Raw genomic sequence first — 22,399 nt, forward strand, 5'->3', positions numbered from 1 at the left:
GAAGCTTGCCATGTTGAGTAGAACCGCCTCGGACCTGTATTGGATGTCGCGTTATCTGGAGCGGGCGGAAAACCTCGCGCGGATGCTCGACGTCAGTTATTCACTGTCATTGATGCCCCAGGACGGTCGCGGCGACGGCTTGCACGAACTCGCCATGCCGCTGCTGATTACCGGCACCCTGGATGACTACCTGGAGCGCCACGGCGAACTGCACGCCGAATGCCTGTTGCATTTCTTCGCCCTGGACGCCGCCAACCCGGCCAGCATCTACAGCTGCCTGGGCTCGGCCCGTGCCAGCGCCCATGCGGTGCGTGGGCGGATCACCGCCGATATGTGGGAAAACATCAACGCCACCTGGCTGGAGATTCGCGGCATTGCCGAACAGGGCCTGAGCCGTTACGGCATGAGCCGGTTCTGCGAGTGGATCAAGGAGCGCTCGCACCTGTTTCGAGGCGCCACCTACGGCACCATCATGCGCAACGATTCCTTTCGCTTCATTCGCCTGGGCACCTTTATCGAACGCGCCGACAACACCTTGCGCCTGCTCGACGCGCGCTACGAGATGGCCGGCGACCAGGCCGACGCCGTCAGCGACGGCACGGCCCATGCCTATTACCAGTGGAGCGCCCTGCTGCGCGCCTTGTCGTCGTTCGAGGCCTACACCGAGATCTACCGCGATGCGCCCGGCGCCCGGCAGGTGGCCGAGCTGCTGCTGTTGCGCGCCGACGTACCGCGCTCCCTGCGCGCCTGCACCGAAGAGATCGACCAGATCCTCGCCAGCCTGCCGGGAACCAACGGCCGGCCAGCGCAGCGCCTGGCGGCCGAAATGGATGCGCGCCTGCGCTACACCGGCATCAACGAAATCCTCGAAGAAGGCCTGCACGCCTGGCTGACCGAGTTCATCCCGCTGGTGCGCCAGTTGGGCAATGCCATTCACAGTTCCTACCTGGAGGCTGTATGAGACTCTCCATCAGTCACGAAACCGCCTATCACTATGAAAACCAGGTGCGAGCCAGCATCCAGTACCTGCGCCTGACGCCCCACGACAGCGAGCGCCAGCACGTGCTCAGTTGGCAGCTTGATCTGCCGCGCCCGGTGCGCGCACAACTGGATCCCTTCGGCAACATTCTGCATGTGCTGACCCTGGACGAGCCTCATGAGGCGATCATCATCGGCGCGCGCGGGCAGGTGGATATCGACGAGTTGCGCGAGGCCGAGCATGAGAGCCAGTCGCCGCTGCCGTTCCTGCGCTTTACCCGGCTCACCGAAGCCGACCAGGCCCTGCGTGCCTTTGCCGAGAAACAATGCCGCAAGCGTCGTGATCGCAGCGGGCTGATCGACCTGATGCACGCACTGAACCAGTACATGACCTATGCGCCGGGTTCTACTGCAGTGGACACCAGTGCGGCCCAGGCCTTTGCCGGGCGCTCCGGCGTCTGCCAGGACCACACCCATGCGTTTCTTGCCTGCGCTCGCAGCCTCGGGGTGCCAGCGCGGTACGTATCGGGTTACCTGTACAGCGAGAACAGCGAGCACCTGGCCAGCCACGCCTGGGCCGAAGCCTGGCTGGATGACGCCTGGTACAGCTTTGACGTGACCAACGAGCTGGCGCGCCCCGAACGCCACTTGAAACTGGCGGTGGGCCTGGACTACCTGGATGCCTGCCCGGTGCGAGGCATGCGCCGCGGCGGCGGTGGCGAACAGATGCACGCCAAGGTGCTGGTTGCACCGACCCCGCCGGTGATCCTGGTACAGCAGCAGTAGTTGCACGCCGGGGGCCCAGGGGGGCTGTCAGGCGTTCATCTGGCAGCAGCCTTCAAGGCTGCTGTTTACGCCCGGCCATATGTTTCAGATACCCGAGCAGCAACTCCAGCTCCGTGTCCGGCAGGACGCTGCTGGAGAATCCCGGCATCTTCGCCTGGGGCCAGCGGCGCAAGCTTTGCGGGTCGCGGATGTAGCGCTTGAGAAAGGCTTCACCAAAGTACTCGGTGGGGCTGTAGGGGATGTTCAGGTCGGGGCCGAACTGCGAGTCGCCCGCAGCATTGAGGCGATGGCAGGCCATGCAGTTCTTCTGGAATAACGCAAACCCCTGGTTCACCGGGTCATCGCTCGCCAGGGCCGGGTCTGGCCGCAAGGCTGGGAAACGCTCGGCAACCGGCGCCAGGCGCTTGATGCTGGCCAGCTCGAACGGCCATTGCTCCGGGCTGATGTGCCCGGCCTGGGGGTTGGTCCAGACGAGGTAGAACGGCCCTGCACTGGGTTTGCCTTGAGCCAGTTTCGGCCAGGGCCTGGACGGGTCCTCGATGGCCAGCCAGGCCCGGGCGCCGTTGCGATTGAGCAGGGGCGCGGCAGAGAGTTCGGCGGCGAACCCGTCCAGGGCCACTGCCTGCAAGTGATCGTCGGCCTTGACCCCTTCCAGCAGCGCCTCCAGTGGTACGGCGCGATAACTCATGTCGCGTTTGTAGGAGACGTCGTCGCTGATGGTGATGGTCTGCACTTCAGGGTGTGCCAGCAGCTCCGCGGTCTGCCAGGTGCGGCTGCCTGCGCCCAGCTCCAGGACCAGTTGCGCTGCCTGCAATGGCGTGCACAGGAGCAGGGCGCTCCAGAGGATAAGAGGTTTCAATTGATCGCCGTTCTATTGCTGAAAATAAGTGCCCGGGCGCTCCGCAAGAAGCCTGCCTGATGATGGGCAGCGGCGCGGCCAGAGGCTAGCTCAGCGGCGCTGCGTCAGGAAGGTTGGCACACAACTTCGCACCCCGAAAGAGCATCGGCGCGCAATGTGTTGCATGGCGGTGGAACGACCACGCTGCCTAGCCGATCACTTTGGTGAGGTTGGGCAAGATCAAGAGCAAGGTGGTAGCGAAAAGAATGAGCCCGGCTTGACGTACTTTCGAATGCTTGAACATGGCTGTGTGCCTTTTGTTGTTATTCCTGAACATCTGATGCATGCGCCTGTCGACTTCACGATGACCCGACCATGTGTCCCTTTTCTTACACGTGCCCGGGAAATCCCCGGCTGCAACGATTTATTGCCTTCTGTTTCTACCTTAGGGGCCTTGTAACACTTGGCTTAGATCCAATTCATATCAAGTTGTCATTTAAAACTTGCCAAAGGTTATGAGGCCTATTGCCAGCTGCGTCGACGCCCGTTGGCTAGACAGTTCCCCGTGGTTGTCGGTGGCATCTATTAGCTCGCTACCGTTCGTCTGAGCGTGTGGGTCAAGGCCGCTGAGCGCATCGGTCATTGAATCCGGCGCCGCCCGGCCTAAGGTGAGGGCTCTGCCTTTTTCTCTCCCGTACAGCGGTTCGAGGACGTCATGACTGAAGCTTTGATATTCGACGCGTTACGCACGCCCCGTGGCAAAGGCAAGGCCGATGGCGCCTTGTACAGCGTCAAGCCGGTGAACCTGCTGGCCGGGTTGCTCAATGCGCTGCAGCGGCGCACCGCGCTCGATACCAGCCAGGTGGATGACATCGTCCTCGGGTGTGTCACGCCGGTGGGCGACCAGGGTGCCGACATTGCCAAGACCGCAGCCCTGGTGGCGAATTGGGACATCAGCGTGGCCGGGGTGCAGATCAACCGGTTTTGCGCGTCGGGCCTGGAGGCGGTCAACCTGGGGGCGATGAAGGTGCGTTCCGGTTTCGAGGACCTGGTGGTGGTCGGCGGTGTCGAGTCCATGTCCCGGGTGCCCATGGGCAGCGACGGCGGGGCCTGGGTCCTGGACCCGCAGACCAACCTGCACAGTCATTTCACTCCCCAGGGTATCGGCGCCGACCTGATCGCGACCCTGGAAGGCTTCAGCCGGCAAGACGTCGATACCTTCGCCCTGCAGTCCCAGCAAAAGGCCGCGCGGGCGAGGGCGGATGGGTCTTTCGACAAGTCCCTGGTGCCGGTCCGGGACCAGAACGGCATCCTTCTGCTGGAGCAGGATGAGTTCATCCGCGGCGACTCGACCCTCGAAGGCCTGGGCAAGCTCAAGCCGAGCTTCGAGATGATGGGGCAAATGGGTTTTGACGCCACCGCCTTGCGCGTCTACAGCCATGTCGAGCGCATCAACCATGTGCACACGCCGGGCAACAGTTCGGGGATCGTCGATGGCGCGGCCTTGATGCTGATCGGCTCCGAAGCCAAGGGCCGGGACCTGGGGCTGACGCCTCGGGCGCGGATCGTTGCCACTGCGGTCACCAGCACCGATCCGACCATCATGCTCACCGGGCCAGCCCCGGCCACTCGCAAAGCCTTGGCCAAGGCGGGTTTGCGCATCGAGGACATTGACCTGTTCGAAGTCAACGAAGCGTTTGCCTCGGTGGTGTTGAAATTCATCAAGGACATGGCCATCGACCCGGCCAAGGTCAACGTCAATGGCGGTTCGATCGCCATGGGCCACCCGCTGGGCGCCACCGGTTGCGCGATCCTCGGCACCCTGCTCGATGAGCTGGAAGCCCGGCACCAGCGTTATGGCCTGGCGACGCTGTGCGTCGGCGGCGGCATGGGTATCGCCACCATCATCGAACGCCTCTGAGCCCCGACTTCAAGGAAACCTCGTCATGACCGATGCCATCCGTTACGAAAAAGGCCAGGACCAGATTGTGGTGCTGACCATCGATATGCCGGGCCAGAGCGCCAACACCATGAACGCGCAATACCGCGCGGCGATGGCCGCCAGCGTGGCGCGCCTGCAGGCCGAGGGCGACAGCCTGGCCGGAGTGATCATTACTTCGGCGAAAAAGACCTTCTTCGCCGGCGGTGACCTCAACGAACTGATCAAGGTAGGCAAGCCCGAGGCCAAGGCTTTCTACGACATGGTGCTGAGCCTCAAGGCGCAGCTGCGAGCCCTGGAAACCCTGGGCAAGCCGGTGGTCGCGGCGATCAACGGCGCGGCCCTGGGCGGCGGATGGGAGATTTGCCTGGCCTGTCACCACCGCATTGCGCTGGATGATCAGGCGCTGCAGATCGGCCTGCCGGAAGTGACCCTCGGCCTGTTGCCGGGCGGTGGCGGCGTGGTGCGCATGGTCCGCATGCTGGGCCTGGAAAAGGCTTTGCCCTACCTGCTTGAGGGCAAGAAAGTACGGCCGCAGCAAGCGTTGCAGGCTGGGCTGATCGATGAGCTGGCAAGCGACCGTGAGCAGATGCTGGCCAAGGCCCGGGCCTGGATCCTGGCCAACCCCTCGGTCAAGCAGCGCTGGGATGTGGCGGGTTACCAGATCCCCGGAGGCACGCCATCGAACCCCAAGGTCGCGCAGATGCTGGCCATTGCCCCCTCGATTTTGCGCAGCAAGACCCATGGCTGCATGCCGGCGCCGGAGAAGATCCTGTGCGCAGCGGTGGAGGGCGCCCAGGTCGATTTCGACACCGCGCATTTGATCGAGACCCGCTATTTCACCGAGCTGACCACCGGCCAGGTGGCGAAGAACATGATTGGCACCTTCTGGTTCGGGCTCAATCAGATCAACGCCGGCGGTTCGCGCCCGCAAGGCATTGCGCCCCATGTGACGCACAAGGTCGGGGTGCTGGGCGCCGGGATGATGGGCGCGGGAATCGCCTACGTCAGCGCCCTGGCAGGTATCCAGGTGGTGCTCAAGGACATCGACCTGGCGGCGGCAGAGAAGGGCAAGGCGCACTCGGCGGCCTTGCTCGAGAAAAAGGTCGCCCGCGGGCAGCTGAGCGCGTTGCAGCGTGACGCGATACTGGCGCGAATCAGCCCCACCGGGCAGGACGCCGATCTGGCGGGCTGCGACCTGATCATCGAGGCAGTCTTCGAGGACCGCGAACTCAAGGCCAGGGTGTCTTCGGCGGCGCAGCGAGTGGTCGGCGCGGAGGCGGTGATCGCCTCCAACACCTCCACCTTGCCCATCAGCGGCCTGGCCAGCGCGGTGCCGAACCCGGACAAGTTCATCGGCCTGCACTTCTTCAGCCCGGTGGACAAAATGCCCTTGGTTGAAATCATCAAGGGGGCTCGCACCAGCGACGAAACCCTGGCCCGAGGTTTTGATTTCGTACTGCAAATCAAGAAAACCCCGATAGTGGTCAACGACAGTCGCGGATTTTTTACTTCGCGGGTATTCGGTACCTTCACCAATGAGGGCATCGCCATGCTGGGCGAAGGTGTCGCCGCAGCGATGATCGAAACCGAGGCGCGCAAGGCCGGCATGCCCATTGGTCCGTTGGCTATTTCCGACGAAGTTTCGCTGAGCCTGATGAGCCATATTCGCCAGCAGACCACCCAGGACCTGCAGGCCGAAGGCAATCCGCCCATCGAGCACCCGGCCTTTGCCGTGATCGATCTGCTGCTCAACGAATACAAGCGCCCCGGCAAGGCGGCGGGCGGCGGTTTCTACGATTACCCGGCGGGGGCGCCGAAACACCTGTGGCCGGAGCTCAAGTTGCGCCTGGAAAAAGCCGAGGGGCAGATTTCAGCGCAGGACGTGCGCGACCGGTTGCTGTTCATCCAGGCCATCGAGACCGTGCGTTGCCTGGAAGAGGGCGTGCTGCACTCGACGGCGGATGCCAACGTCGGTTCGATTTTCGGCATCGGTTTCGCCGCCTGGACCGGCGGTGCCCTGCAGTTCATCAACCAGTACGGCTTGCGGGATTTCATTGCCCGCAGTGACTACCTGGCGGAGCAATACGGCCAGCGTTTCGCACCACCGGCCCTGCTTCTGGAAAAGGCCGCCCAGGGCCAATGCTTCTGACCCTGAACGGCGTGCAGTGAACCGTTCCGGGGCTTGCCTTGACCCAGTGTTTCAAGGCAGGCTCTGGGCTGTTCATTATTCCCATCATCGTGTCAGGTATTTTTTATGTCGCTACGCATCTGCATTCTGGAAACCGACATCCTGCGTCCCGAACTGGTCGATCAATATCAGGGTTACGGGCAGATGTTTCAGCGCCTGTTTTCACAGCAACCGATCCCTGCCGAATTCACCGTCTACAACGTGATGCAGGGCGATTACCCGAGTGATGACCAGAGCTTCGATGCGTACCTGGTCACTGGCAGCAAGGCCGACTCCTTCGGCACCGATCCCTGGATTCAAACCCTCAAGACTTACCTGTTGGCGCGCTACGAGCGCGGCGACAAGCTGCTGGGCATCTGCTTCGGCCATCAACTGCTGGCGCTGCTGCTGGGCGGCAAGAGCGAGCGGGCGATCCAGGGCTGGGGCGTGGGCACCCACAACTACAAGCTGGCCGCCAAGGCCCCCTGGATGAGCCCGCTGGTGGAAGAACTGACCCTGCTGATCAGTCACCAGGACCAGGTCACCGCCTTGCCGGAAAACGCCACGGTGATCGCCTCCAGCGACTTCTGTCCGTTCGCCGCCTATCACATCAATGATCAGGTGCTGTGCTTCCAGGGGCACCCGGAGTTCATCCACGACTACTCCCGAGCGTTGCTGGAGATTCGCCAGCAGCACCTGGGCGAGCAGATCTACCAGAAAGGCGTGGCCAGCCTCGACCACGCCCACCACGGCGCCACGGTCGCGGAATGGATGATGCGCTTTGTGGCCCACACCCCTGAGGCCAAGTCGGCCTGAAGCGGCTCAGCCCGGTTCCTGCAATAGGGGCCGGGTCTACAGCCACCCCGAGCGCTTGAAGCTGGCCCACAGGCTGACGCAACCGACACTGATGAACCCCAGCACGCCGAAGTAGCCGTAATGCCAGCTCAGCTCCGGCATGTTCTGGAAGTTCATGCCGTAGATCCCCGCCACTGCGGTCGGAAACGCCAGAATCGCCGCCCAGGCCGCGAACTTGCGCTGCACCACGCTTTGCCGCGAGGCCTCCAGCAGCACGCCGATTTCGATGGTCTGGCTGGCGATGTCGCGCAGGGTCGACAAGTCTTCCATTTGCCGCGTGACGTGAATTTGCACGTCGCGAAAGTACGGCCGCATGTTCTTGTCGATAAACGGGAAGCTGAGCTTTTGCAGCTCCTCGCTGATCTCCACCATCGGCGCCACGTGCCGCCGCAGACGCAGGACGTCGCGGCGCAGGCCGTGAAGGTTCTGGATATCGCGTTCGTTCAATGAGTCGCACAGGACATTGCGTTCCAGTTCGTCGATCTCGGCGTGGATCGCTTCACTGACCGGCTGGTAGTTCTCGGTGACGAAATCCAGCAGGGCGTAGAGCACGAAGTCTTCGCCGTGCTCCAGCAGCAGCGGCCGTGCTTCGCAGCGCTGGCGAACGTAGCCGTAGGATTTGGAGTGACCGTTGCGGGCGGTGATGATGTAGCCGTTGCCGGCAAAGATGTGGGTTTCGATGAACTCCAGCTTGCCGGCCTCGCGCACCGGAGAATAAGTGACGATAAACAGCGCGTCGCCGAAGGTTTCCAGCTTCGGCCGGCTGTGTTTTTCCAGGGCGTCCTCAATGGCCAGTTCATGCAGGTTGAACTGGCGTTGCAGGTTGGCCAGTTCGTGAGCATTGGGTTCTTCCAGGCCGATCCAGACAAAGTGACCGGGTTTGGCCGCCCAGGCGGCACCTTCGTCGAGGGTGATATCAGTGACTTTCTTACCGGCGCTGTAAACGGCAGCAGCAACAACTCTACCCATAGTTCTTGTTCGCTTCTTCTTATCAACATGATCGAGACAGACCGGCATCAGCTTAGCCTGCAATACCTGATCAGAGTCAGCAGAATCGGCGGAGTTCGTCGTTAATAAAAAGCCCGCACGAGGCGGGCCATTCAGGACAAAAGAGGGGGCGCCAGCATCAGCCGGCTTGCAGTTGGCGGTCCATCGCAGCGATGCATTCGCGCATCTGTTCACGGCACTGTGCAATCAACAACGGCATGTCATCCATGCTCAAGCCGGCAGTGGGAATGGCGGGCAGCGAGCGGATCAGGATCTTGCCGCTGCGCCAGCGACTCAGCTTCATCTGTTTGATATAGCTGCTGACACACACCGGCACGATGGGCACGCCGGCCGCTATCGCCATCTGGAACGCGCCTTTCTTGAACGGCAGCAGGTCTTCACCGAAGTTGCGCGTGCCCTCGGGGAACACCCAGATCGAGGTGTCTTCGTGCTGCAAGGTATGGGTGGTGGTCAGCATCGAGCGCCGGGCCTTTTGCGCATTGCCACGGTCAATCAGCACATTGCCCGCCAGCCAGAACAGTTGGCCGAACAAAGGCACCCACTTCAGGCTCTTCTTGCCGATGCACACAGTACGGCGCGGCACCACGTTGCCAAACACAAACAGGTCGTAGTTGGACTGGTGGTTGGCAATGATCACGCAGCTGTTTGGCTTGTCCATCAGCGAGCCGACGTCAGCCTTGACCCGCAGGCGCAGGATGCACATCGCCGGCCAGGCATAAAGGCGCGCGCAGAGGCGGCTGTTGTCCGGGTTGAACGGGCGGCATAGGCCAATCAGTACGCCAAGCACCCCCGCAGCCATAAAGTGCAGCCCCATCAACAACATACGAAACAAATACAGCATCTACGGGCCCACCTGGGACAAAAGGTGGCGCAGTGTACGGATGTGCACTGATTTCGGCAATTGCTGCCATTCACTGAAGATGGCCGATGTTTAAGCGCATGTTTCCAGCAGAAGGGCTCAGCTGCGGTTTAGAGCGGTTGCCGCAGGTGGCCCGGCTCGGGCATGAAAAAGCCCGACACTGAGGTCGGGCTTTTGCCGGGCAAATTTCGGGGCGTCAGCCCAGGTGCTCCTGATCTTGAATGATGGCGTTGTCCAGGGTGTCCAGCAGGGCCTTGCGTACCTTCAGCTTGGTGTTCTTGTGAGCGGTCATGTTGATCTTCTTCAACTGACGTGCAACTTCCAGCGCGGCACCGGTCAGCTCATCGGGGCTTACCACCTTGTCGAGGAAGCCTGCGTCCACCGCGCTTTGCGGGTTGAACATCTCGCCGTTGATCACCGAGCGGTGGAACGCCGACCGGCGCAGGCGATCACGGGCCAGTTCGATACCGGCGTGGTGCATGGTCATGCCGATCTGCACCTCGTTGAGGCCGATGCTGAACGGGCCGTCGACGCCAATCCGGTAATCGGCCGACAACAGAATGAATGCGCCCTTGGCCACCGCGTGCCCTGGGCAGGCGACGATCACCGGAAACGGGTGCGACAGCAGGCGCCGCGCCAGGGTCGAACCCGAAGTCACCAGGCTCACGGCCTCCTTGGGACCGGCCGTCATGACCTTCAAGTCATAGCCGCCCGACAGAATGCCCGGCTGGCCGGTGATGATTACCACGGCACGGTCGGCGACCGCACGGTCCAGCGCGGCATTGAAAGCGACAATCACGTCCGGGGAAATGGCATTGACCTTGCCATTGCTCAAGGTCAGGGTCGCGATACCGTCTTCGAGATGGTAAGAAATCAACTCACTCATGACGCAATTCCTTGTATTGAAGTGGGGCAGACGTTACCCACCACCGTAGGTCAGGTAAAGCGCTGTGACTGACTGATGAGTCAGCCTTTCAGCGCTCGACAAGCCTAGCCGGCCACGCAGGCCGTGCATCATCCCTTCTATATAGAAGGGCGCCAGGCCAGAGATTGGCCGGTTTGCCATGGCTCAATCCCGGTCCCGAGCCCGGCAAACTGCAGAAATGCCTTAAGCGCATGAAAATTCTCAAAAAAACCTTTGCCATCGGAAAAGCTTTCGACTACATTAGCGCGCCTCGACAGACTGAATCAGTTTGACGAGACACGGTTGGGTGTCCGAGAGGCTTAAGGAGCACGCCTGGAAAGTGTGTATACAGGAAACTGTATCGAGGGTTCGAATCCCTCCTCAACCGCCATATTCGATGTACACAAAACCCCTGGTTTCCTTGAGAAGCCAGGGGTTTTGTGGTTTCTGGCATCTGAAAAATCACCCGCCTGCGACATTGATGACCTCGGCGGCTGGGCGACTGTCGGTTTGGGCAAGGGAGTCCTGAAGATGGGGAGGCGGATTTACATCAGCGGCGCATCCGGTGCCGGCGTCAGCACCCTGGGGGCCGCGTTGGCGGCGAGGCTTGGGGTGGCGCATGTGGATGTCGATGACTACTACTGGTACCCGACTGAGCCACCCTTTGTGCAGGCGCGCCCTGTGTTGGAGCGTGTGAGTCTGCTGCGTGGGGTTGTGGCCGAGGGTGACTGGGTGCTTTCCGGCTCTCTGGATGGCTGGGGCGACGAGGTGATTCAAGGCGTTGACCGGGTGGTGTTCGTCGACACGCCGACGGCGTTGCGCATTGAGCGGATCAAGGCGCGGGAATTGCAGTGTCGCGGCGAGCGCATCCTTCCGGGCGGCGACATGCATGAGAAGCACCTGGCGTTCCTCGCCTGGGCCGAAAGCTATGAGTCGGGCAGCCGGGCCGGGCGCAATCGACCGCGACATGAGCGCTGGCTCGGGCAGTTGCGCCTGCCCTGGCTGAGGGTCGACGGTGCGCTGCCGACCGAGTTGCTGTTGCGGCAGGTCCTGGCAACGATTGAAGGTTGAGTGGCCTGCGACAAAAGCCCGCGGCCGTTCGTCGGTGCGTTGTGACTCTGAACGGGCAGGTCTGTAAATGACCGTCTAGTCTGAAGCGCCGTGATGGTCAGTATTTCCAAGGCAATCAGGTGCTTGCCGGTGCTGGCTGGTTGTTGATAGGAGCTGGGCGTATGAGTGTTCCTTATATCGAGGACAACGGGGATGAGTTCCCCATCAACAATCTGGTGCGCTGCGGTCAGGCAGCGTTTGATGTGGACACGGGGGAATCGCTGGCCAAGGTTGTGGCGGGCAAGAGCCCGTTGCGTGCTCCGTTGAAGGTCGGTGGAGCGAAGTTTTTCCCCAAGGCGCTGCCGTTGCGCAAATGACTTGAGTGTTGATTGATTGAGCCCCGCCAGCCAGCGGGGCTTTTTATTGGACGAGGTGGGGAGGGGGGGCGTTCGGGTTGAATCTTGTGGGGCCGGGCGGCGGTGTTTTTTTCACATAATCTTCACATCCGGGGCAGTAGGCTCAGCTCATCCGTTAGAAAGCAATCCATTGGCCCGTTACCCCAGCGGGCTTTTTTTTGCCTGTCTTAAAACTCTTTGTGTATAAGCTGTCCAACTCACGCGATATCAGGCGTGGGGCGCTCTGTCGTGCGCCCCATTGCGCTGTGCACGTGGGTCTTCGATCTTCTTTTTTTGAGGTTTATGTCATGCGTTTAACACTGCCTGCTCTGGTTGTAGGGCTTCTGGTCGCTCAAGGTGCAATGGCTGGCGACGGCACTGCGGCGATTGGCGGCGGCCTGGGTGGCGTCTTGGGTAATGTGGTCGGCCAGCAGATGGGCGGCAGCACTGGTGCGGCGATTGGCGCCGGTGTAGCGGGTGCGGCCGGCAGTGCCGTGGGTGCGCGCAAGGGCAGCCGGGTCCAGGCTGCGGTAGGCGGCGGTATCGGTTCGGCGGGCGGTTCGGTGATCGGCAGCAAGCTGGGCGGCAGCACCGGTTCGAATATCGGTGCTGGCCTGGGTGGCGCAGCCGGTGGCGCGCTGGGCAGCAGCATGGGTAACAAGGGTCACAAGCACAAACACCGTTGAGCATCAGCGGTCGTTGAAAAGCCCGGCAACTTGCCGGGCTTTTTTATGGTTGAACGTTTTGCGGTTTTTCGATTCGAAATTTTACCTCCCCCGCGAAAATCGAGACTGCCATGACCCCCGAAACTGCAGGCAAGGAAGAGAAAGGCCCGAGCGGGCTGCCGTTTATCAACGATCCGGGCAACGAAGATCCGGGTTCGCTGATGGATGATGCGCAGGTGCCACTCAACGACGCCGACGAAGCGCTGGATGAGGACGAAGAGCTGGATCCGGACGACAGTTACTGAGATTCGCCCCGCCCTTGGCTTTGAGCCTCCTGTCGCGCCGCTCTGCGTGGCGCTTTTTCACCGTGCCCGAGAATTACTGCCCGTTGCCCCTGGCCCGTGCCCGCCGCTATGCTGCTGAACCCATTAATCGAGCAAAAAACTGGGCGTACCTGAGCCGCTCCCCGGATGTTTTTTGTTAACGGAGCAGACGCGATGAATGCACGGTTGAATGAATTGGGCCCGATCAAGGCCGTTATTTTCGATATGGATGGGTTGTTGCTGGACACCGAGGGCATCTACACCGAGGTCACCCAGCTGATTGCCGATCGCTACGGTCGCACGTTCGACTGGAGCATCAAACAGAACATCATTGGTCGTGGCGCCGGTGACCTGGCGCGTTATGTGGTCGAAGCGCTGGAGCTGCCGATCAGCGCCGAGGAGTTCCTGGTCATCCGCGAACCGCTGATGCGCGAGCGTTTCCCCCGTGCCCTGGCCATGCCGGGCGCCCGCGAGCTGGTGCAGCATCTGAAGGCGCACAAGGTGCCGATTGCCGTGGGCACCAGTTCTTCACGCCAGTCCTTCGGCCAGAAAACCACGTTGCATACGGACTGGTTCGCCCTGTTCGACACCGTGGTCACTGCCGATGATCCCGAGGTCGGCGCGGCCAAGCCGGCGCCGGATATCTTCCTCACCGCCGCTCGGCGACTGGGGGTGGCGCCGGAGGATTGCCTGGTGTTCGAGGATTCGCCGTTTGGCGTGACCGCCGCCAAGGCCGCCGGCATGACCGCGATTGCGGTGCCGGACCCGGCCATGGCTGATGAGCGTTATGCCCATGCCGATGCCATTATCCGTTCGCTGAAAGCCTTCCAGCCCGGCGCCTGCGGCTTGCCTGCGCTGCAATGGGCGTGACACCGATCAACGCCCCTTGACCGCGTGACAGCAAAACGCCGGACAACCTGATGACAGGGTTGCCCGGCGTTTTTGTGTGGCCGGTGGATCAGGCGCCGAAACCACCGTCGATGGTCAGGCTGGCCCCGGTGATGTAGGCCGCTTCAGGGCCGGCCAGGTAGGCGACGAAACTGGCGATCTCTTCGACCTTGCCGTAGCGGCCGACCGCCATGTAGCCCATCAGGGATTCGGCAAAATCGCTGTCGGCCGGGTTCATGTCGGTGTCTACCGGGCCGGGTTGCACGTTATTGATGGTGATGCCTCGCGGGCCCAGGTCGCGGGCCAGGCCTTTGGTCAGGCCCACCAGCGCGGCCTTGCTCATGGCATACGGGCCGCCACCGGCGAAGGGCATGCGATCGGCGTTGGTGCTGCCGATGTTGATGATGCGCCCGCCCTGGCCCATGTGGCGGGCGGCTTCCTGGGTGGCGATAAACACGCTGCGCACGTTGATCGCCAGGGTCTGGTCGAAGTCTTCGAGTTTGAAATCCTCCAGGGGCGCAACCGCCAGCACGCCGGCGTTGTTGACCAGGATGTCCAGGCGGCCAAAGGTCTCGACGGTGTGGTTGACGGCCTGGCGAATGGCGGCTGCATCGGCGCTGTCGGCCTTGATCGCCAGGGCCTTGCCGCCGCTGGCAATGATTGCGTTCTGCAGCTCTTCAGCCTTGGCGGTCGAGCTGACGTAGGTGAAGGCAACCACTGCGCCTTCGGCGGCCAGGCGTTTGACGATGGCGCCGCCGATGCCGCGGGAACCGCCCTGGATCAGGGCCACTTTGCCGTTGAGGGATGAGGTGTTCATGTCGTTCTCCTGAAGTTCAAGGCGGGTTGCCTTGTGAATGGAGCCGAGTATCGACCGCTGATTAGAAGCTGTGTAGCGGGTAATTCCTCTACTCTGTGTAAACCAAAAGTTTAGAGTCGCCGCTAATGGAAGCTTTCAGCAGCATCGAATGTTTTGTCCGCAGTGCCGAAGTCGGGAGTTTTGCCGAAGCTGCACGGCGGCTGGGCCTGACCCCGGCCGCGGTCGGCAAGAGTGTAGCCAAGCTGGAAGGCCGGCTTGGGGTCAGGTTGTTCCAGCGCAGCACCCGACGCCTGACGCTGACCGAAGCCGGACGCCTGTTTCTTGCCGAGGTCAGCGACAGCCTGCAGACCATCCAGAATGCCGTGAGTACCCTGGCCAATGCCCAGGGGCGTCCGGCCGGTACGCTCAAGGTCAGCGTGGGCACGGTCTTTGGCTGTCTGTACATCGTGCCGATGCTGGGGGCGTTTCTGCAGCGTTACCCGGAAATCCACCCGGACTGGCATTTTGATAACCGGCAGGTGGATCTGATCGGCCAGGGCTTCGATGCCGCCATCGGCGGTGGCTTCGAGTTGCCCCAGGGGGTCGTCGCGCGCAAATTGTCACCGGCCCATCGTGTGCTGGTGGCCAGTGCGGATTACCTGCAAGGCTGCGCAGCCATTGAACAGCCCGAGGACCTACACCATTGCCGGGGGATCCTGATTCGCTCGCCACAGACCGGACGAATTCGCACCTGGCAACTGACCGGCCGTGCCGGAGCCATGCAGCCGCTGGAGCTCAAGGCCTGCATGACCATGAGCGACTCCCAGGCGGCGTGCATCGCGGCCGCCCAGGGGCTGGGGGTGGCGCTGGTCAGCATGCCGTTTGCCGTCAACTACCTGCGTTCCGGAGCCTTGCAGCGGGTGTTGCCGGACTGGTACGTGGATGACGGCTTTACCTCGATCTATTACGCCGAGCACAAGCTGCTGCCGGGCAAGACCCGGGCCTTTGTCGACTTTGTGCTCGAACAGTTCGCCGAGCAGGGGCTGGCGCAGGCATTCAGCGCGCTGTGATGGCCGGGCCCGAAGCCGGGTCCGGCCCAAGCGCCGTGCTACTCAGCGCCCGAAGCGCAACGGCCAGCCGACAAAGGTCTTGGGGCGCGGCGTGGCGTAGGTGCGCACCTTGGAGGTGGACAGCCCGAGGCGCACCAGGGACTCGGCAATGGTCACCGCCGCCGTTACCCCATCCACCACGGGCACGCCGGTGCGCTGGCGAATCTGCTCATCGAGGCCGGCCATGCCGCCGCAGCCCAGGCAGATGACCTCGGCCTTGTCGTCGCTGACCGCCAGCTCCGCCTGACGCACGATGGCCTGCACCGCGCGCTGTGGGTCCTGTTCCAGCTCCAGTACCGCCAGGCCGCTGGCCCGCACCGAGGCGCAACGGTCATAGAGGCCGATGGCGAAGGAGTAGTTGGCGATGTTGTGCACATCGTTGGTCCACAGGGCAAAGATGCTGTAGCGACCCCAGCGCCGGCCTTCGATTCTGGTGGGCGCCAGGTCTTTGTTGTGCAGGCGCGGGCTCAGGGCCGGCAATGTTCCAGGGGACGGATCGGTGTAGGTCGAGGGGCGCGAGGAGGGCAGTTCGAGTGCGATGTTGTTAGAGGTATTTGTACGCATTCCGGCAGGCTCCTGACTGCGTGGCCCGCGATGACTGTGCTTGAGCTCAGGCTCGACAATCTTCGTCGCAAGGCCCCGTCAATCACTGGGTTCGGGGCATCTGCAGCCTGACTCGCTGGACAGGCTTGCGGATATAAAGTGTATGTATGTTTTGTAATAATTGTATACAAGGTATGTGTTCACTTAAGACAATACTGTGCCGGATATTTATCTATATCGCAGAGTTTTAATTTCCTTTTTATCTCCACTATTTATAACTTTATGAATTTGCAAAGTTATAAGTTGATCGATTGAACAGCTATTTATTTTTATATACCGTCATACAACCCTCAGCCTTATTTTTAATAACGCGTTGGGTGTAACTTTTATGGGCTGTATATCGGAAAGTGCATACAGGAATGACACTGATGGTGACATTAAGTGTGTACAGGATTTGGCTGTGTGCAGCCCGCAACATGACCGGCATTACGGGCGGTCGCGGCGGCTAGAGAGGAGGGAGGGGTGTTGCGCAGGGTGGACGGCCGGCGCGCTCGCCGGCTCTTTTCAGGGCCGGCGCCGCCGTGTGAATCAGGCCTTGCTGATGATATTGCCGGCGTGCAGGCCGCACTCTTTTTGCGTGGCTTCTTCCCACCACCAGCGGCCTTCGCGCTCGTGCTGGTTGGGCAGTACCGGGCGGGTGCAGGGTTCACAGCCGATGCTGATAAAGCCGCGCTCGTGCAGGCTGTTGTAGGGCAGTTCGAGCATGCGGATGTAACCCCAGACTTCTTCACTGCTCATCTGGGCCAGGGGGTTGAACTTGTACAGCGGGCGTTCCGGGGTCGAGAACGCGCCGTCGAGTTCCAGTGCCGCCACCTGGCTGCGGGTGCCCGGGCTCTGGTCGCGGCGCTGGCCGGTGGCCCAGGCGCTGACGGTGGACAGTTTGCGCCGCAGGGGTTCGATCTTGCGGATGCCGCAGCATTCGCCGTGGCCGTCCTTGTAGAAGCTGAACAGGCCCTTTTCCTTGACGAAGGGTTCGAGCTTGCTGTGGTCCGGCGAAATCAGTTCGATCTCGATCTTGTAGTGCTCACGCACCTGATCGATGAAGCGATAGGTCTCCGGGTGCAGGCGCCCGGTGTCGAGGCTGAAGACTTTGACGTTCTTGTTGAGTTTCCAGGCCATGTCCACCAGCACCACGTCTTCGGCGCCGCTGAAGGAGATCCACAGGTCATCGCCGAAATGGGCAAATGCCAGTTTGAGGATGTCCTGGGGGGACTTGTTGGCATAGGTCGCAGCGAGTTCAGCGACGTCGAACGGTTGGCTCATCAGGGCGTTTTCCTACAGGTCGGTGGCGCTGTGCGCTCTATAGGGGGGCGATCTTAACAAAAACCGGCCGGCCCTGGCGCGCTCCTCTGCGTTGCACCTCTCAGAGCGAATCGCTAGAGTTCGCCAGTCCTTTTGCTCGCTCAACTCAATAACCAATACAAATCGGAGTGTCTTGTGGAAATTGCCTGTCTCGATCTGGAAGGTGTGCTGGTCCCGGAAATCTGGATCGCCTTTGCCGAAAAAACCGGGATTGAATCCCTCAAGGCAACCACGCGGGATATTCCCGATTACGACGTGTTGATGAAGCAGCGCCTGCGAATTCTCGACGAGCACGGCCTGAAGCTGTCCGACATCCAGGAAGTGATCGCCACCCTCAAGCCGCTCGACGGCGCAGTGGAGTTCGTCAACTGGCTGCGCGAGCGGTTCCAGGTGGTGATTCTCTCCGACACCTTTTACGAGTTTTCCCAGCCGTTGATGCGCCAGCTGGGCTTCCCGACGCTGCTCTGCCACCGCCTGATCACGGATGACACAGGGCGGGTCAGCAGTTATCAACTGCGCCAGAAAGACCCCAAGCGCCAATCGGTGCTGGCGTTCAAGAGCCTGTACTACCGGGTGATTGCCGCAGGCGATTCGTACAACGACACCACCATGCTGGGCGAGGCGGATGCGGGAATTCTGTTCCATGCGCCGGACAATGTGATCCGCGAGTTCCCGCAATTCCCGGCCGTGCACACCTTTGCCGAGTTGAAGCAGGAATTCATCAAGGCCTCGAATCGGGCGCTGAGTCTGTAATCGCCGAGGGAATTCCGGCCAGCGCAGCCTGCGCTGGCCATCTCTGGCAACATTTATCCACCGGACACCCCGCTGCGCCCAGCGGCTACCGGATTCAAAGGTTTTGCAGGGTTTCCAGCAGGACTCGGACCTTGGTGATGGACTCCTGGTATTCCTCCTCGCAATCCGAATCGGCGACTATTCCGCCGCCGCCCCAGCAGCACACCTGCCCGTCCTTGACCAGCAGGCTGCGGATGGCGATCGAGCTGTCCATTTCACCGCGTACGTCCAGGTACAGCAATGAGCCGCAATACAGGCCGCGCCGGGTCGGTTCCAGCTCGTCGATGATCTGCATCGAGCGGATCTTCGGCGCGCCGGTGATCGAGCCGCCCGGGAAGCTGCCAGCAATCAGGTCCAGGACATCTTTGCCCGCGGCCAGCTCACCGGTAACGCTGCTCACCAGGTGATGCACATTGGGGTAGCTCTCGAGGCTGAACAGCTCCGGGACGCGCACCGAGCCGAGCCGGCAGGTGCGTCCCAGGTCATTGCGCAGCAGGTCGACGATCATCAGGTTTTCCGCGCGGTCCTTGGGGCTGGCCAGCAGTTCGGCGGCGTTGGCCGCATCTTCGCTGGCGTCCTGGCTGCGTGGCCGGGTGCCTTTGATCGGGCGGGTCTCGACCTGGCCCTGGCTGACTTTGACAAAGCGCTCCGGCGACAGGCTGAGCACCGCGCCGCCATCGGGCAGGCGCTGAAAACCCGAGAACGGCGTCGGGCAGGCCAGGCGCAGCGCGCGGTAAGCGCTCCAGGGGTCGCCCTGGCATCCGGCGCGAAAGCGTTGGGCAAAGTTGACCTGGTAACAATCGCCGGCCTGGATGTACTGCTGGATACGCTGGAACGCCTGGCGGTAGTCCTCGGCGCTGAGGTCGGCGGTCATGGTGCTGGTCAGGCTGAAGCGGTCCACGGCAGGGGCCGGCGCCTGGCTGAACAGGTCGATCAGGCGTTGGCGCTGGTCGTCGCCGAGGCTGGGGTGGAACACCAGTTGGCTGCTGGCTTGCTGGTGGTCGCTGATCAGGGCCCAGGGGTACAGGCCCAGGCGCGCGTCCGGCAGATGCAGGTCGTCTGCGGCCTGGCTGGGCAGGCGCTCCAGGCGCCGGCCGAAGTCGTAGCTGAGGTAGCCGATCAAGCCGCCGGCGAAGGGCAGTTGGCAGGAGGCAGGCAGGTCGGCCGGGCCCAGTTGCTGGAGGCTGCTGCGCAGGCGTTGTAGGAACTGGGCCCCGCTTTCGGCGGCCTGCACCGTCAACTCGGCCAGGGGCCAGGCGCTGAGCAGGTCGTAGCGGCCGCGCGCGGCACTCGGGCGGCCGCTGTCGAGCAGCACGGCCCCCGGGGCATGCTGAATCGCTGCAAAGTAGGCGGCAGGGTCGGCGCGGTAGGGCAGTGGGTGTACGGAGCAGGTTGGCATGCGGGGCAGATCAGTCATCGAAGCGCGGCTGGCGATTGTAGTCCTCTGCCAGGGTTGCTCCTAGAGGGATGTCGGCGATTGCGGCGTTCGTGGCGTATTCGGCGTGCGGTGGTTTAAGGCAGGGGTGAGGTTTTGCGCTGCCTTTGCCGGCCAGCGTCCGAACCCAGCTCAAGCCTTCGGCAGCGGCTACAGGAAAGCTGTAGCCGCGGCGACAGGCTTAGCCTTCGACCGGCGGAATATGGCCGAACAGCTCCTGGGCGAATTTCACCCGGTCTTCGACGCTTTCTTCGATGCCGCGTGCCTTCAGCTCTTCCAGGCGCGCCTCGACCGCATGGGTGCGCAGGGTCAGGCCGCAGTCGTTGGCGATCTGGATGTTGAGGCCGGGGCGGGCGTTGAGCTCGAGGATCAGCGGGCCTTTTTCCTGGTCCAGGACCATGTCCACGCCGATGTAGCCCAGGCCGCAGAGTTCGTAGCAGCCCGCCGCGAGCTTCATGAAGCCGTCCCAGTACGGCAGTTGCACGCCGTCCACCGCGTTGGTGGTGTCCGGGTGCTTGGTGATGATGTTGTTCAGCCAGGTGCCGCGCAGGGTCAGGCCGGTGGCCAGGTCGACACCGACGCCGATGGCGCCCTGGTGCAGGTTGGCCTTGCCCCCGGACTGGCGGGTCGGCAGGCGCAGCATGGCCATCACCGGGTAGCCCATGAGCACGATGATGCGGATGTCCGGCACGCCCTCGTAGCTGATGCTCTTGAAGATCTGGTCCGGGGTCACCCGGTATTCGATCAGTGCGCGGTCGCGGTGGCCGCCCAGGGAATACAGGCCGGTGAGGATGCTGGAGATATGGTGCTCGATCTCCTCGTGGCTGATGATCTTGCCCGACACCGTGCGATAACGGCCTTCGAAGCGGTCGGCAATCACGATGATGCCGTCACCGCCGGCGCCCTGGGCCGGCTTGATCACGAAGTCGCTGCGCCCGGCGATGATTTCGTCGAGCTTGTCGATTTCCTTCTCGGTGGAGATCACCCCGTACAGCTCCGGCACATGGATGCCGGCCTTGATTGCCCGTTCCTTGGTGATGATCTTGTCATCCACGATCGGGTACAGGCTGCGCTTGTTGTACTTGAGCACGTAATCGGCGTTACGCCGATTGATGCCCATGATTCCCCGCGCTTCCAGGGCTTTCCAGGTCTTCCACAGGCCGAACATCAGGAGTCAGCCTTGACGAATGCTTTGAAGCGCACGAGCTCGGTCAGGCGGTAGCCGCGATAGCGACCCATGGCCAGCATGAAGCCCACCAGGATCAGCAGGATCGCCGGGAAGGTGAAGACGAAGTACGTAAGCTCCGGCACGCTCATGATCAGGTGCGCCAGGGAGGCGGCGAACAGCGTGCCGATCGCCACTTTCATGGCATGGCCGCCACCGCGTTCTTCCCAGGTGATCGACAGGCGCTCGATGGTCATGGTCAGGATCACCATCGGGAACAGCGCCACCGACAGCCCGCGTTCCAGGCCCAGTTTGTGGCTGAACAGGCTGATGGCGGCGATCAGCACCACCACGAACGTCAGCACCACCGACAGCCGCGGCAGCATCTGCAACTTCAGGTGTTCGAGGTAGGAGCGCAGTGACAGCCCGAGCGCCGTGATCACCGTAAACAGCACGATGCCAAAGCCCAGCTGGGTCTCGCGGAAGGCCAGGGCGATCAGGACCGGAGTGAAGGTGCCCAGGGTCTGCAGGCCGATCAGGTTGCGCAGGATCAGGATCACCAGCACGCCAATCGGGATCATCACCATGATCATGAACGTCTGCTGGGTCTGCAGCGGCAGGCCGTACAGCGAATACTCGAGGAAGTTGGCGTCGGTGTTCTCGTCGGTCAGCTTGGCCAGGCGAATGGCGTTCATTTCGCTGTTGTTGAGGCTGAAGGTGACGTTGGCTTTCTTGCCGCCATCGACGGTGATCAGGTTGTCGTCGCCGGTCCACCACAGCAGGCGGTCGGTGGGCAGGCCTTGTTCACCGGTTTCCGGGTTGAAGTACAGCCAATCGTTGCCATTGAAGCTGCGCAGCCACAGCTCCGGGGTCTGCGGCTGGTCGGCCACCAGGCGGATGGTGTGCACCTTCTCGATCGGCACGTGGGCGATGGACAGCAGCAGTTCGACGATCTTGGCCTTGTGCGGGGTGGACGGGTCACCGGCCAGCAGCAGTTTCACGTTGTCGTCGTTGAGGTTGTTGACCCGCTTGATGGCTTCGCCGATGAAGGTCTCGACGTCGGCCGAGTGCTGGCGAATAGGCGCGAGCAGGGCTTCGGCGGCGATCTTTTCCGGGCCTTCGACGGCAATGCTGTCACGGAAGGTCGGGCCTTTGACCTTGGCTTTCTCGCCGGTGTAGCGCTTGGTCAGCACCAGGCGGTAGTACAGGGTCTGGTTGCCCTTGGCCCGACGCGCCGACCAGGTGACCTTGCGGTTGCCGTCGACGCGGTTCACCGCGACCCCGTAATTGTTGGAGATAAAGCTTTCGTTGAGGCTGACGTAATCGCGGCTCAGGGGCGGCACGAACATCTGGATCTTGATCGGGTCCTTGGCGTTGGCGACAAACTCGACCTTGGCGTCGATGTTCCACAGGTCGTCGGTGGCGTCTTCGGTCACCGGAATACCGAGCACGAAAATCTGGTAGGCCGTGATCGAGATACCCAACACCACCAGGATGGCGATCAGGACTTTCAGATGAAGGGTAAGAGAGCGCATTGGA

The 22,399-nt window shown here is 62.1% G+C and carries 22 protein-coding genes and 1 tRNA gene; 13 read left to right on the forward strand and 10 right to left on the reverse strand.

Features of this window, described 5'->3' with window-relative positions:
• Nucleotides 1–10 precede the first annotated feature (10 nt).
• Together CF161_RS29610 and CF161_RS29615 are read left to right on the forward strand one after the other, a co-directional pair.
• Complete coding sequence (locus CF161_RS29610; RefSeq protein ID WP_020300314.1) at nucleotides 11–961, forward strand: alpha-E domain-containing protein; 951 nt, start codon at nucleotides 11–13, stop codon at nucleotides 959–961.
• A complete protein-coding gene (locus CF161_RS29615) occupies nucleotides 958–1,764 on the forward strand; it encodes a transglutaminase family protein (protein ID WP_020300315.1) in 807 nt (268 codons plus the stop codon). Before CF161_RS29610 ends, CF161_RS29615 begins: the two co-directional genes overlap by 4 nt.
• A 52-nt stretch (nucleotides 1,765–1,816) precedes the next feature.
• Here CF161_RS29615 and CF161_RS29620 read toward each other — a convergent pair whose 3' ends face one another.
• Nucleotides 1,817–2,623: a cytochrome c gene (locus CF161_RS29620; protein WP_020300316.1), complete on the reverse strand. Its 807-nt coding sequence runs from the start codon at nucleotides 2,621–2,623 to the stop codon at nucleotides 1,817–1,819.
• Between the two features lie 694 nt (nucleotides 2,624–3,317).
• On the opposite strand from CF161_RS29620, the gene CF161_RS29625 reads away from it, so the two are divergent.
• The 3 genes from CF161_RS29625 to CF161_RS29635 all read left to right on the forward strand — a co-directional run bounded on the left by CF161_RS29625 (nucleotide 3,318) and on the right by CF161_RS29635 (nucleotide 7,527).
• Nucleotides 3,318–4,523, forward strand: a complete 1,206-nt coding sequence (locus tag CF161_RS29625) for an acetyl-CoA C-acetyltransferase (RefSeq protein ID WP_020300318.1) — start codon at nucleotides 3,318–3,320, stop codon at nucleotides 4,521–4,523.
• Between the two features lie 25 nt (nucleotides 4,524–4,548).
• Nucleotides 4,549–6,693, forward strand: coding sequence for a 3-hydroxyacyl-CoA dehydrogenase NAD-binding domain-containing protein (locus CF161_RS29630; RefSeq protein ID WP_020300319.1), 2,145 nt, complete (start codon nucleotides 4,549–4,551; stop codon nucleotides 6,691–6,693).
• 105 nt (nucleotides 6,694–6,798) lie between these two features.
• Nucleotides 6,799–7,527, forward strand: coding sequence for an amidotransferase (locus tag CF161_RS29635; RefSeq protein ID WP_020300320.1), 729 nt, complete (start codon nucleotides 6,799–6,801; stop codon nucleotides 7,525–7,527).
• A 36-nt stretch (nucleotides 7,528–7,563) separates the two neighbouring features.
• Here CF161_RS29635 and CF161_RS29640 read toward each other — a convergent pair whose 3' ends face one another.
• The 3 genes from CF161_RS29640 to CF161_RS29650 all read right to left on the reverse strand — a co-directional run bounded on the left by CF161_RS29640 (nucleotide 7,564) and on the right by CF161_RS29650 (nucleotide 10,319).
• Nucleotides 7,564–8,535 (reverse strand): magnesium and cobalt transport protein CorA, encoded by a 972-nt coding sequence (locus CF161_RS29640; protein WP_020300321.1) that lies wholly within the window; start codon nucleotides 8,533–8,535, stop codon nucleotides 7,564–7,566.
• A gap of 157 nt (nucleotides 8,536–8,692) precedes the next feature.
• Nucleotides 8,693–9,415 (reverse strand): 1-acylglycerol-3-phosphate O-acyltransferase, encoded by a 723-nt coding sequence (locus tag CF161_RS29645; RefSeq protein ID WP_020300322.1) that lies wholly within the window; start codon nucleotides 9,413–9,415, stop codon nucleotides 8,693–8,695.
• Nucleotides 9,416–9,629: 214 nt separating this feature from the next.
• The gene (locus tag CF161_RS29650) at nucleotides 9,630–10,319 is read right to left on the reverse strand and encodes a crotonase/enoyl-CoA hydratase family protein (protein ID WP_020300323.1); all 690 of its coding nucleotides are present in this window, start codon (nucleotides 10,317–10,319) and stop codon (nucleotides 9,630–9,632) included.
• A gap of 319 nt (nucleotides 10,320–10,638) precedes the next feature.
• Between CF161_RS29650 and CF161_RS29655 the strand changes: the two genes are divergently transcribed.
• The 6 genes from CF161_RS29655 (at nucleotide 10,639) to CF161_RS29675 (ending at nucleotide 13,640) form a co-directional block, all read left to right on the forward strand.
• A tRNA-Ser gene (locus CF161_RS29655) sits at nucleotides 10,639–10,728 on the forward strand.
• A gap of 140 nt (nucleotides 10,729–10,868) precedes the next feature.
• Nucleotides 10,869–11,408, forward strand: coding sequence for a hypothetical protein (locus CF161_RS29660; RefSeq protein WP_020300324.1), 540 nt, complete (start codon nucleotides 10,869–10,871; stop codon nucleotides 11,406–11,408).
• A gap of 161 nt (nucleotides 11,409–11,569) precedes the next feature.
• Nucleotides 11,570–11,764: a hypothetical protein gene (locus tag CF161_RS29665; protein ID WP_020300325.1), complete on the forward strand. Its 195-nt coding sequence runs from the start codon at nucleotides 11,570–11,572 to the stop codon at nucleotides 11,762–11,764.
• Nucleotides 11,765–12,090: 326 nt separating this feature from the next.
• Nucleotides 12,091–12,468: a hypothetical protein gene (locus tag CF161_RS29670; protein ID WP_043230875.1), complete on the forward strand. Its 378-nt coding sequence runs from the start codon at nucleotides 12,091–12,093 to the stop codon at nucleotides 12,466–12,468.
• Nucleotides 12,469–12,578: 110 nt separating this feature from the next.
• The gene (locus CF161_RS33245; protein ID WP_020300327.1) at nucleotides 12,579–12,752 is read left to right on the forward strand and encodes a hypothetical protein; all 174 of its coding nucleotides are present in this window, start codon (nucleotides 12,579–12,581) and stop codon (nucleotides 12,750–12,752) included.
• Between the two features lie 192 nt (nucleotides 12,753–12,944).
• The gene (locus CF161_RS29675) at nucleotides 12,945–13,640 is read left to right on the forward strand and encodes an HAD-IA family hydrolase (protein ID WP_020300328.1); all 696 of its coding nucleotides are present in this window, start codon (nucleotides 12,945–12,947) and stop codon (nucleotides 13,638–13,640) included.
• Nucleotides 13,641–13,728: 88 nt separating this feature from the next.
• Here CF161_RS29675 and CF161_RS29680 read toward each other — a convergent pair whose 3' ends face one another.
• Nucleotides 13,729–14,475, reverse strand: coding sequence for a 3-oxoacyl-ACP reductase family protein (locus CF161_RS29680; RefSeq protein WP_020300329.1), 747 nt, complete (start codon nucleotides 14,473–14,475; stop codon nucleotides 13,729–13,731).
• 125 nt (nucleotides 14,476–14,600) lie between these two features.
• On the opposite strand from CF161_RS29680, the gene CF161_RS29685 reads away from it, so the two are divergent.
• A complete protein-coding gene (locus tag CF161_RS29685; RefSeq protein WP_020300330.1) occupies nucleotides 14,601–15,524 on the forward strand; it encodes a LysR family transcriptional regulator in 924 nt (307 codons plus the stop codon).
• A 42-nt stretch (nucleotides 15,525–15,566) separates the two neighbouring features.
• On the opposite strand, the gene CF161_RS33835 is transcribed toward CF161_RS29685, so the two are convergent.
• Both CF161_RS33835 and CF161_RS29695 read right to left on the reverse strand, forming a co-directional pair.
• Entirely contained in the window at nucleotides 15,567–16,127 is a 561-nt protein-coding gene (locus CF161_RS33835) for an aspartate/glutamate racemase family protein (RefSeq protein WP_371106560.1), read from the reverse strand.
• Nucleotides 16,128–16,694: 567 nt separating this feature from the next.
• Nucleotides 16,695–17,429, reverse strand: coding sequence for a phosphoadenylyl-sulfate reductase (locus CF161_RS29695; protein ID WP_020300332.1), 735 nt, complete (start codon nucleotides 17,427–17,429; stop codon nucleotides 16,695–16,697).
• Nucleotides 17,430–17,603: 174 nt separating this feature from the next.
• On the opposite strand from CF161_RS29695, the gene thrH reads away from it, so the two are divergent.
• Nucleotides 17,604–18,221 (forward strand): bifunctional phosphoserine phosphatase/homoserine phosphotransferase ThrH, encoded by a 618-nt coding sequence (gene thrH, locus CF161_RS29700; RefSeq protein WP_020300333.1) that lies wholly within the window; start codon nucleotides 17,604–17,606, stop codon nucleotides 18,219–18,221.
• Between the two features lie 94 nt (nucleotides 18,222–18,315).
• Here thrH and pabB read toward each other — a convergent pair whose 3' ends face one another.
• From pabB to CF161_RS29715, 3 genes are all read right to left on the reverse strand, one after another.
• Nucleotides 18,316–19,659 carry an aminodeoxychorismate synthase component I gene (pabB, locus tag CF161_RS29705; protein ID WP_020300334.1) on the reverse strand — a complete coding sequence of 448 codons (1,344 nt, stop codon included), beginning with the start codon at nucleotides 19,657–19,659 and terminating at the stop codon, nucleotides 18,316–18,318.
• 217 nt (nucleotides 19,660–19,876) lie between these two features.
• Nucleotides 19,877–20,863: an alpha-L-glutamate ligase-like protein gene (locus CF161_RS29710; RefSeq protein ID WP_020300335.1), complete on the reverse strand. Its 987-nt coding sequence runs from the start codon at nucleotides 20,861–20,863 to the stop codon at nucleotides 19,877–19,879.
• Nucleotides 20,863–22,395 (reverse strand): inactive transglutaminase family protein, encoded by a 1,533-nt coding sequence (locus CF161_RS29715; RefSeq protein WP_020300336.1) that lies wholly within the window; start codon nucleotides 22,393–22,395, stop codon nucleotides 20,863–20,865. Before CF161_RS29715 ends, CF161_RS29710 begins: the two co-directional genes overlap by 1 nt.
• Between the last annotated feature and the right edge of the window lie 4 nt (nucleotides 22,396–22,399).

This window comes from Pseudomonas sp. CF161, from assembly GCF_000416215.1.
GTDB lineage: Bacteria > Pseudomonadota > Gammaproteobacteria > Pseudomonadales > Pseudomonadaceae > Aquipseudomonas.

Coding starts and splice junctions, on each gene's coding strand:
- CF161_RS29610 (WP_020300314.1), top strand. CDS start 11: ATGTTGAGTAGAACCGCCTCGGACCTGTATTGGATGTCGCGTTATCTG.
- CF161_RS29615 (WP_020300315.1), top strand. CDS start 958: ATGAGACTCTCCATCAGTCACGAAACCGCCTATCACTATGAAAACCAG.
- CF161_RS29625 (WP_020300318.1), top strand. CDS start 3,318: ATGACTGAAGCTTTGATATTCGACGCGTTACGCACGCCCCGTGGCAAA.
- CF161_RS29630 (WP_020300319.1), top strand. CDS start 4,549: ATGACCGATGCCATCCGTTACGAAAAAGGCCAGGACCAGATTGTGGTG.
- CF161_RS29635 (WP_020300320.1), top strand. CDS start 6,799: ATGTCGCTACGCATCTGCATTCTGGAAACCGACATCCTGCGTCCCGAA.
- CF161_RS29640 (WP_020300321.1), bottom strand. CDS start 8,535: ATGGGTAGAGTTGTTGCTGCTGCCGTTTACAGCGCCGGTAAGAAAGTC.
- CF161_RS29645 (WP_020300322.1), bottom strand. CDS start 9,415: ATGCTGTATTTGTTTCGTATGTTGTTGATGGGGCTGCACTTTATGGCT.
- CF161_RS29650 (WP_020300323.1), bottom strand. CDS start 10,319: ATGAGTGAGTTGATTTCTTACCATCTCGAAGACGGTATCGCGACCCTG.
- CF161_RS29660 (WP_020300324.1), top strand. CDS start 10,869: ATGGGGAGGCGGATTTACATCAGCGGCGCATCCGGTGCCGGCGTCAGC.
- CF161_RS29665 (WP_020300325.1), top strand. CDS start 11,570: ATGAGTGTTCCTTATATCGAGGACAACGGGGATGAGTTCCCCATCAAC.
- CF161_RS29670 (WP_043230875.1), top strand. CDS start 12,091: ATGCGTTTAACACTGCCTGCTCTGGTTGTAGGGCTTCTGGTCGCTCAA.
- CF161_RS33245 (WP_020300327.1), top strand. CDS start 12,579: ATGACCCCCGAAACTGCAGGCAAGGAAGAGAAAGGCCCGAGCGGGCTG.
- CF161_RS29675 (WP_020300328.1), top strand. CDS start 12,945: ATGAATGCACGGTTGAATGAATTGGGCCCGATCAAGGCCGTTATTTTC.
- CF161_RS29680 (WP_020300329.1), bottom strand. CDS start 14,475: ATGAACACCTCATCCCTCAACGGCAAAGTGGCCCTGATCCAGGGCGGT.
- CF161_RS29685 (WP_020300330.1), top strand. CDS start 14,601: ATGGAAGCTTTCAGCAGCATCGAATGTTTTGTCCGCAGTGCCGAAGTC.
- CF161_RS33835 (WP_371106560.1), bottom strand. CDS start 16,127: ATGCGTACAAATACCTCTAACAACATCGCACTCGAACTGCCCTCCTCG.
- CF161_RS29695 (WP_020300332.1), bottom strand. CDS start 17,429: ATGAGCCAACCGTTCGACGTCGCTGAACTCGCTGCGACCTATGCCAAC.
- pabB (WP_020300334.1), bottom strand. CDS start 19,659: ATGCCAACCTGCTCCGTACACCCACTGCCCTACCGCGCCGACCCTGCC.
- CF161_RS29710 (WP_020300335.1), bottom strand. CDS start 20,863: ATGTTCGGCCTGTGGAAGACCTGGAAAGCCCTGGAAGCGCGGGGAATC.
- CF161_RS29715 (WP_020300336.1), bottom strand. CDS start 22,395: ATGCGCTCTCTTACCCTTCATCTGAAAGTCCTGATCGCCATCCTGGTG.